Source organism: Actinomycetota bacterium (assembly GCA_036280995.1).
In the GTDB taxonomy this organism is placed as follows: Bacteria; Actinomycetota; CALGFH01; order CALGFH01; family CALGFH01; genus CALGFH01.
The window spans coordinates 1-8,252 of sequence record DASUPQ010000847.1 but is presented as its reverse complement, the minus strand read 5'-3'; the positions used below and the strand labels follow the sequence as shown (position 1 = coordinate 8,252).

At 69.1% G+C, this 8,252-nt stretch carries 8 protein-coding genes; 2 read left to right on the top strand and 6 right to left on the bottom strand.

All coding sequences use genetic code 11. From position 1 onward, the window contains the following. Window positions 1-125: 125 nt before the first annotated feature. A complete protein-coding gene (locus VF468_28285) occupies window positions 126-869 on the top strand; it encodes a hypothetical protein (protein ID HEX5882183.1) in 744 nt (247 codons plus the stop codon). Between the two features lie 513 nt (window positions 870-1,382). On the opposite strand, the gene VF468_28280 is transcribed toward VF468_28285, so the two are convergent. The 3 genes from VF468_28280 to VF468_28270 all read right to left on the bottom strand — a co-directional run bounded on the left by VF468_28280 (window position 1,383) and on the right by VF468_28270 (window position 4,368). Continuing rightward, the gene (locus tag VF468_28280) at window positions 1,383-2,267 is read right to left on the bottom strand and encodes a hypothetical protein (GenBank protein ID HEX5882182.1); all 885 of its coding nucleotides are present in this window, start codon (window positions 2,265-2,267) and stop codon (window positions 1,383-1,385) included. Then, window positions 2,264-3,742 carry a cytosine permease gene (locus tag VF468_28275; GenBank protein HEX5882181.1) on the bottom strand — a complete coding sequence of 493 codons (1,479 nt, stop codon included), beginning with the start codon at window positions 3,740-3,742 and terminating at the stop codon, window positions 2,264-2,266. The genes VF468_28280 and VF468_28275 overlap by 4 nt, the downstream gene beginning before the upstream one ends. A gap of 377 nt (window positions 3,743-4,119) precedes the next feature. Further along, window positions 4,120-4,368 carry a hypothetical protein gene (locus tag VF468_28270; GenBank protein HEX5882180.1) on the bottom strand — a complete coding sequence of 83 codons (249 nt, stop codon included), beginning with the start codon at window positions 4,366-4,368 and terminating at the stop codon, window positions 4,120-4,122. A gap of 284 nt (window positions 4,369-4,652) precedes the next feature. On the opposite strand from VF468_28270, the gene VF468_28265 reads away from it, so the two are divergent. Further along, window positions 4,653-5,081 carry a hypothetical protein gene (locus VF468_28265; protein HEX5882179.1) on the top strand — a complete coding sequence of 143 codons (429 nt, stop codon included), beginning with the start codon at window positions 4,653-4,655 and terminating at the stop codon, window positions 5,079-5,081. A 542-nt stretch (window positions 5,082-5,623) separates the two neighbouring features. Here the strand turns inward: VF468_28265 and VF468_28260 are convergent. The 3 genes from VF468_28260 to VF468_28250 form a co-directional block, all read right to left on the bottom strand. Further along, window positions 5,624-6,256 carry a hypothetical protein gene (locus tag VF468_28260; protein HEX5882178.1) on the bottom strand — a complete coding sequence of 211 codons (633 nt, stop codon included), beginning with the start codon at window positions 6,254-6,256 and terminating at the stop codon, window positions 5,624-5,626. 8 nt (window positions 6,257-6,264) lie between these two features. Further along, window positions 6,265-7,080, bottom strand: coding sequence for an SAM-dependent methyltransferase (locus VF468_28255; protein ID HEX5882177.1), 816 nt, complete (start codon window positions 7,078-7,080; stop codon window positions 6,265-6,267). A gap of 73 nt (window positions 7,081-7,153) precedes the next feature. Continuing rightward, entirely contained in the window at window positions 7,154-7,381 is a 228-nt protein-coding gene (locus tag VF468_28250) for a hypothetical protein (GenBank protein ID HEX5882176.1), read from the bottom strand. Window positions 7,382-8,252: the final 871 nt, after the last annotated feature.

Sequence of the window (8,252 nt, the reverse complement as noted above, 5' to 3'; positions counted from 1 at the left end):
CAGCGGTACCTCGGCACGGGCGAACAGGTAGCCCACCCGAAACGCCAGGCGGATCCCCTCCCAAGCCGATACCGCCCCACGCCGGCGAAGATCCTCGAGGCAGTCCAACGGTCGGGCGCATCCGGATGGCTGTCGACGCCGTCCTGCTCGGTGGCCGTTGCGGCCTGGGCCGTCGACCCGCGATGGGGCAGAATGCTGCGGTGATCACCCTCAGGCACATCTACCACACTTTGAGCGGCCTGGCCGACTATGGCCAGCAGCTGCCTGCACCCGAGCGGCTGGCGTGGCGAACGCTGGCCGGCCGGCTGGAGGCCATCGCCGACCAGGAGTTGACCTGGCCTGAATGGATGCCTCCCGACGAGGCCGTGAAGAGCGTGCAAGGATTGCAGGGCGACTTCCAGGCCATGAACACGCACACGTCGGCGCCAGCGACGGCGGCTCGCTGGCTGGCATGGTGGCTGGCCGAGCAGCACGACAACGCCCGTCGCCATCGGCAGCCGACTCCTGCTGGACGTGAAGAGCCGCCGAGCCTTGCTAGCCGGGGCTGGAGCCGCTGGGTTACGGCCGCTACCGTCATCGATCCCGACCAGTGGCAGAACAGCTGGGCCATCTTGCGCATCAGCGGCGCCACGCCGATCACGGTAGCCGATGACAGGCGTCTGATCGTGATCAGCAGCGCCGCAGAACTCTCCTGCGTGGCCGACCGCCGACCCTGGCGGTGGCGGAAGTTGCCTGACGGGGTGGAGATCCGCGTTGGAGAAGCCCCGGAGGCGGGGCAGCCTTCTGGTTGGCAACTGGCTCTACAACTGGAACACCTCGCCCGTGGGCTGGATCCCGGAGGGTGGCAGGTCAGCCTCTTGCGAGACTGACCTCGATGAGGCTGCCTTGCCTCGGCGAGCGGACGCCCTTGGCGCGCCACAGAATCATCCCGACCGCCTGGGGAACGCCAGAGCCGGCCGAAACTGGCCGTCGCGCTGGCTGTAGCGCCTGTGGTGGGTCGACGGGCAGCTACTCAGCCCAACTCGCTGGGCCGGCACGCACCTGGAGATTCCGGCCCGGGTCGACAGGCGACCACGGGGGTCACATTGAGCTTCGAGTGGGGCCGGTCAGATGAGTCCGGTAGGTGCAATCCAGCGCCGTCAGGGCATCGTTGACGCCAAGGGTCCATCGGAGCGGTTTGGTAGGGTCCCGCCGCAGACCCGGCAGCGCCGTCAGGAGCGCTTGCGCCCCGATCTGCAGTTCCAGGCGGGCCAGGGGGGCGCCGAGGCAGAGCCGTGGGCCGCGGCCGAAGCTGAGATGGTGGGGGAGCCGCGAAGCGGCGAAGCGGCCAGGATCGAACCGGTTGGGGTCAGGGAAGCGGCTGGGGTCGCGGTTGGCCGCCGTCAGCCAGCCGTACACCCATTGCCCAGCGCTGACCTGGTGCCCGCCGAGCTCGGTGTCGGCGATGGCCTGGCGTTGGCGGCCGGGAAGGGCGGGGCCGAGCGCAGGATCTCCTCAATGGTGCCAGCCAGCAGCTGCGGGTCGTCGGGGAGCCGGTCGAGGAGGCCGACGTCCTCGGCGAAGACGATCAGGTTGGCGATCGCCGCCGGGGCCTCCCAGCCGGCGTGGACCAGCATGGCCAGGTGGCCGATGAGGTCCTCATCGCGCAGGCGGCGCCCCTCGACCAGGTATCCCCCGGTCTGGAGGGCGAGCAATGCATCGACCAGTCCGTGCTGCGGGTGCTGGCGCCGCCGGTCCAACAGCTCGGCGAGGAAGCTGACCTCCTCGGGTTCGGGCGGAACGGCGGCCACGTTCGTCGCCTCGGCCGCCCGCCGCACCCAGGTGTCGAGCAGTCCAGCATGGCTGGTCGGAATCCCCAACAGCAGGCAGATCACGCCCAGGTGCAGGGGGCGGGCGTAGTCGGCGACGAGGTCGATCCGGTTGCCATCGCGGGCGAGCGTCGCGGCCAACAGATCCTCGGCGATGTCGCAAATGCCTGGGGCCCACGCTCCCAACTGAGGCTGGCGAAACGGGGCGGCACCGATGGTGCGCATGTCCTGGCGACGCCGGCCGTCGGCCATCCACAGCCCACCCGAGGCCGGGTGGATGCGGTGGTAATCGAGCGCGGTGATGCCGCTGCTGGAGAACACCGGGTCAACCAGGACCCGCTCGACGTGGTCGTAGCTGAAGACATGGAGGATCCCATGCTCGTCGACGACCGGCGGCCGGTGGGGGTCCCAGAACTCGGGTGGGCGGGACGATAGCTCCAGGGGGTCGGCTCTGGTCATCGGCGCCCCTCTGTGGCCGGCACCGCCGCCGCGCCGGTGTCTTGGCATGGGGCCGGCTGCGGGCGGTCGAGCATCAACGCCAGGATCGCGGCGATCGCGGACGAGCCCAGAAAGCTCACGTCGATCCCGTTGGCGATACCCGCCAGGGGGGCGGTGAACACCGGGGTCGTCACGGTGGCCAACCCGAAGGCGGCCCCGGTGGCCCAGGCCAGCACCGCCCGCAGGTTCCAACCATTGAAGTACCAGTAGCGGCCGCCGGTCTGGCGGTGGTTCCAGATCTGCAGGTCGTCGGGAAGATAGCGGCCGCGGCAACGCAGGTGCCCGACCCCAATGACCGCAGCCCAGGGGGCAGTCAGGGCCAGCAGCAGCAGCGTCGCCGCGGTCAGGGTCTCCTCGGCGTCCCACACCAGCGGCCCGGCCAGGACCAGGCCGAGCGAGACGACGCCCATGATGGCGGTTGCGCGGGCGCGGCTGAGCCGGGCCACGATGGCGTCCAGGTCGAGCCCGGTGGAGTAGATCGTCGGCGCCAAGAACCCGAGGCTGCCGAGGCTGGCCATGAGGAACAGCAGGACCAAACACCAGCCGGGCGCGGCCATAACCGCGCTCTGGGGCCAGGGTGCATAGGGATCGGCGAAGGCGCTGGTCACCACCGCGCCGATGGCCGGTGGAATGATGAATCCGAAGGCGATCGCGCCCAGGGCAACTGGCAGCAGCCGCCGGGCCGGATACCGGCGAGCCGGGATGTAGCGGCTCCAGTCGCCGACGCCGCTGGCGACCAGCATTACCCCGCCGACCCCGTAGGCAGCTGCGGACAGCAGCCAGGTCGTCCAGAAGCTCTCCAGGGCGTACTGGCCACCCCCATAGCCCAGGTTGAGGTCGTTCCAGAAGGCGACCACCAACAGCAACCCGAACCCGATGCCGGCGACGGCGAGCACCGTGGTCACGCGCAGCAACAGCTGGTAGCCCCACACGGCGATGGCCACAGACAGCGCGGTCAGGACCAGGTAGGCAGCAGCCAGAGCCCCGTTGCCGCTTGGAGTGCCGACCAGCCGGGCGGCGACCGCGACCAGGATGCCACCGGCGGTCCAGATGGCCAGGGCCGCGGTAACCAGCATCAGGGCCAGCCCCAACCCGCTGCCGATCAACCGGCCCCGCACGCCGAAGAACGCCCCCGAGCTGGTGGCGTTGTTGGTGGCGGTGTGGGTGCCGATCAGCACCAGCGGGGCGATCGGAAGCAGACCGACGAGGGTGCCGACGACGATCGAGGTGACGGCGTCGCGCACTCCGAGGCCAAGGGTGATCGGCAGCCATCCCCACAGGATGCTGCCGGGGGCGAAGCTGGCCCCCAGGAACAGCCGCGCGAACCGCCATGGCGTCCCGGTCCGTTCCGCTTCGGGGATCCGGCCAACCCCATAGGGCTCGAACTGGCCCAGCGAAGCCAGCGGCCCCACCGGCAAGGTCTCCTGATGCTGCATGCGAGGTTCCTCCCTTCGCCAGACCCCTCCAGAGAGCTGGGGCCGCTGCGGGGTGCGTTGGCCTGTGCAGGCACCGAGACGAGATGATTAGATGGGCACTGGCGACTCCTGTCAGGACCGTACCGAACGGTCCGTTCGATTCCAAGAGGGAAGCTGAAGTCGTCAGGCAGATTCCGCAGGAATCACTCGCCGGCCCGGAGTAGGCTCCGGCGCTCTCCAGGGGGTTCGCCGAGGTCCTGGCCGAGCTCGAGATGCGGGCTGCACGACCTCTACGAGTAGCGCGGTACCTTCGCGGGAAGGTGCCGATACGCCGTGACGTCACGCCACCATGGTGGACATCGGCCAGCGCCGGCCCGGCAAGAGGCCGCCGACGCCCGCTACTCCGGCCGGTCGGGGTCGAGATCCAGGGCGGCCAGGCCCTCGCGGAACTCCCGCCAACTCGGGAGGACCGGGCCGTGGTCATTGGGTCCGATGGGGCTCATGTCGATCTCGGCCGGGATGTGGAGGCGCGACAGCGCCCTGCGGGCTTCCTTCAGGTCGGCTCTGACCCCGGCCGAGGTGTCGTAGGTGCGGCCGTCGATGATGAAGCGCGGCGTCTTACCCTCGGTGCCCCACTTCAGCCGCAAGTTGGCCACCCGCCGTCCGCGGCTACCTGTCCAATCCCTCAGCGCCCCTCCCGGCTCCCAGCGGGGTGGTATGGCGAGTGGGGGAGAGGTGGGGCGTCGAGCACGTCGATCCACGTCTCCATTGCCTTCTCCCGTTCGAGGGTTCAGTGTTGCCCAGGAGCTTCGGGCATCACATCACCTGTGATCCAGCCGTCCAGTTCAAGGGAGCTGCACATGCTCACAGGGATACCTTCGCCCGGCCGCGAGCACCCTGGCGTCCTCCGCCACCGTCGAAGGGAGCTGTGATGGCGTCCATTGTTGGGCCGGTAACCCTCTCCATCTCCGACGTCCCACCCAACAGCGTCAATGTCCAGGTCAGCTACAAGATCCGCCAAACCCATCACGACATCGCGCACGCGCAGAGGTACCACGAAGTCGTGGAGCTCATCGGCGTCGACACCCTCGCAGGTGAGGACCAGGCCGACGACATCATCCACCTCGAGCCGCCGTTCTGGGACGGGATCGTCCTCTTCACCGACTCGCAGCAGGAGTTCCAACGAATTCCCGAGAGGACTCTGCCTGCCCAGGCGCTCGACGAGGATCCACATCCGTTTCTCCTCCGAGCGGACGAGATCCGGGCGCGAGTGACCCTGACCCCGCTCCCGCCCGATGTCCTCTTTAAAGAGAGCAACCTTGTCGTCCGGGGCGGTCCGGTGATCGAACCAACCGGGTGACGCGCCTATCGCCGCCCATCGCGTCCCATAGGCGTCGGCCGATCCGTCGCGGGCTAGGTGATTCTGGTCGCGCCGGAGCCTGCTTGCCTTCAAGCGGCACTACACCTCTCTGTCCACACTACTTGTCCAATTGGACAAGTAGCGGGCAAGTATCCGTGGAATTGGACATCAATCCGTCGACCCTACAGCGACTTGACCGGCTCGACGCCCACGTGCCCCCTTGGCATCGATCGGACCGTTCGGTACGGTACCCAACATCGTTGCCACCAAGCTCAGGGAGCACCATGGCCGCCCTCCTCACGCAACCCCACATCGGTGACCACCCCAGCGGGCCGACTGGCTGGGACGAGGCCGGCGGAATCATCCCCTGCCCGGACCCGGACTGTCCGGCGCCGGCTCGGGTCGTGGATCGCTTCGTGTTGGAGTCGACCAACGGCCCCATCGAGCACGTCAGGACGCAGTGCCACCACGACCACGGATTCACCCCACGAGCGGCGTCGCTCTGACCTGCTCCGACCTGCAACGTCGGTAGCGGTGGTGAGTTAGCCGGCGGCGGCGAGGGTGCTGATGATCCAGCAGCCCGGGTTCAGCCCAGCGGCCAGCCGCTCCAGCTCGGCTGCCAGTTTCCCGGCGGGTAGGCCCTCGGGACTCGATGGCGGGCCAATCAGCACCTCCCAGCGGAACTGGTCCTGCTGCCAGTCCCAGCGGCGGCCATCGACCGCACAGACCAGTTCGGCGGCGTTGTTGAACCCGGCGCACCGCCAGCCGTCAGCCTCATCCCGCGCCGTCACACCACTGACCCGCACAAGGACCCATCCCGACACCGGGCGCGCCCAACCCGGCGGGGGCGGAGGAAGCGGGCTATCCTGCCAGCCGGTCACCAGCGCCCGGCGGACCGCCCGCTCGGCCCGCTCGGCCAGCCACACGTCCAACCAGCTCGCTACGAACGTCGCCGGCGACGTCGCCGCGGACTCGAGCTCGCCACGGAGCGCTCCCACGGCCTCGGCATAGCCTGCCGGGACCTTCCAGGCCACGTTGCATGCCCAGTCTTGCTCGGAGAGGGGTCGCAGTTGACCGGCGGCCACCCGCCAGGCGAATTGGTCCGCGCGGGGCAGCCGACGACCATATTCGGCGAAAGCGGTCGCGCAGTGGTGGATCTGCCTAAGCGTCGCCATTGCCAGGATTAGGTTTTGCGTCCGACAGCGCAGAAGTGCGCGACCTTGACCTGCGGGTCGCCGGGGTCTGGCCGCCATTGGGAACACGAAACCACCCCGGGCTCCAGCAGCTCCAGGCGGTCGAAGAAGCGAGCCAGCTCCTGGGGGCTGCGGTCGACGATCGGGGCTCCACCCCGCTCGTTCCAGAGCCGCAAGGTCTCGGCCATCGCCTCGCCGTGGACCTCCTGGGTCGGGTGGACGACCACCAAGTAGCTGCCCGAGGGCACGGCGTCCAGGAGCCGGTTGACGATCGCATGCGCCTCGTCGTCGTCGACGACGAAGTTCAAGATCCCGAGCAGCATGAGCGCGACTGGCTGGCTGAAGTCCAGCGTCCTGGCGGCGGCCAACAACAGCCTGCCGGTGTCACGCACGTCAGCGTCGACGTAGGCGGTGACACCCGCTGGGCCGCTGGTCAGCAGCGCACGGGCATGCACCAGGACGATGGGGTCGTTGTCGACGTAGACGATGCGAGACTCTGGGGCGACCGCCTGGGCGACCTCGTGGGTGTTGTCGGCGGTGGGCAGCCCGGTGCCGATGTCCAAGAACTGGCGGATACCGGCCTCGCCGGCCAGGTAACGGACCACACGGCGCAGAAACGCCCGGTCAGCCCGGGCTGACTCGACGATCTCGGGCATGAGGGCAAGAACCTCGTCACCGGCCTCACGGTCGGCGGGAAAGTTGTCCTTGCCACCCAGGAAGTAGTTCCACACCCGCGCCGGGTGCGCCACATTGGCGTTGAGTTCGCCGGGTGGTAGGAGGCCACCAGCGGACGGCCCGTCGGTCATCAGGGCTCCTGTCGATGGGGATCGGACGACGTCATGGCTGTGACATCGAGGACTGTACCCAGGGCAGAGCTGATCAACCCTTGGCGAACGCGTCGGGCCAACCGGCGGGAGCGTCGTCCCTCTCGTGGAGGGCCTGGATCCATCGCAGGTACTCCTGGACGAACATCGCGCCAGCGGCGCTCACGATGGGTTGCACCTCGGCAAGGCAACCACAGCCACCCTCGGCGCGCCAGTCGCCAGCGTGGCCCAGGCGGGCATGGCGATCGGCGGCGGCGGCGTCGATGGCCCGCAGGATCAGCACCCGAGGCTCGGCCGGAGCCTGGCTCACCAGCTGCCCCCGATGGTAATCATGACCGTGGCAGCCGGCGGGCCTGGAGCAATGGCCCATGATGACCAGCGCAGGCCTCAACCCGATACTGCCGTCGGTTGCCGGCGACGAACAGGCCACGCCAGGCTGGCGGCGCTGGGCAGTGGGTGGGCTGGCCGTGGGCGCCGGCGACGCTGACGAAGCGAAAGCATCGCCCCGCAGCCGGGTGGAAGGCCTCGGCGTAATGGGGCATGGTCATGGGCGCTGGCCCGCCGCCTGTCGGGCCTCGGCAACCGCCGCGGCGACCTCGGCCCCGGCGGCCTGGACCGCGGCCGGGATCTCGACACTGTCGCAGGCATAGCAGGGCTTCCAGCGCTCCCTCCGGGGGCGCTCAACCGCCAGGCCCCACACACCCCTTCCGACGTGGCGTGGCCACAGCGGGCCTGGATGATGCCGGTCGCGGTGACCACGGCCCACGGGGTGGCCGCCCAGGTCTCGGCATCCTGGCTGCCGTACTCGGGGTGGGCTGAGGGAATAGGGCCTGAGGATGCTGATGGTGCCGGGTCCTGCCAGTGCTGTTGCTCCATGCCCGGCGCCTCCTCATCGAACACACGTTCCAGAAGGATAACAGGAGGCAGCGTGGCCGGCGCAGCGCACAGCGACCCGGCTCGCTAGGCTCGGTGCATGACGGTACGAGAGCTGCTGGACCAGCTGCATCACCTGCTCGAGGGGCCGAGGTCCTGGCCATGGAGGCCGGGTGCGAGGACTACTGCGAGCGAGAACTCGACCTGGTCGAGCTGGAGGGGGACCGGGTGTATCTGCACCTTGGGATTCGGCGGGACGAGCCACCTCGCAGCTAGTCGTC

Excerpts from the sequence above, each read along its gene's own strand:
- VF468_28280 (HEX5882182.1), bottom strand. The coding sequence starts at position 2,267 with ATGACCAGAGCCGACCCCCTGGAGCTATCGTCCCGCCCACCCGAGTTC.
- VF468_28285 (HEX5882183.1), top strand. The coding sequence starts at position 126 with ATGGCTGTCGACGCCGTCCTGCTCGGTGGCCGTTGCGGCCTGGGCCGT.
- VF468_28265 (HEX5882179.1), top strand. The coding sequence starts at position 4,653 with ATGGCGTCCATTGTTGGGCCGGTAACCCTCTCCATCTCCGACGTCCCA.
- VF468_28260 (HEX5882178.1), bottom strand. The coding sequence starts at position 6,256 with ATGGCGACGCTTAGGCAGATCCACCACTGCGCGACCGCTTTCGCCGAA.
- VF468_28275 (HEX5882181.1), bottom strand. The coding sequence starts at position 3,742 with ATGCAGCATCAGGAGACCTTGCCGGTGGGGCCGCTGGCTTCGCTGGGC.
- VF468_28255 (HEX5882177.1), bottom strand. The coding sequence starts at position 7,080 with ATGACCGACGGGCCGTCCGCTGGTGGCCTCCTACCACCCGGCGAACTC.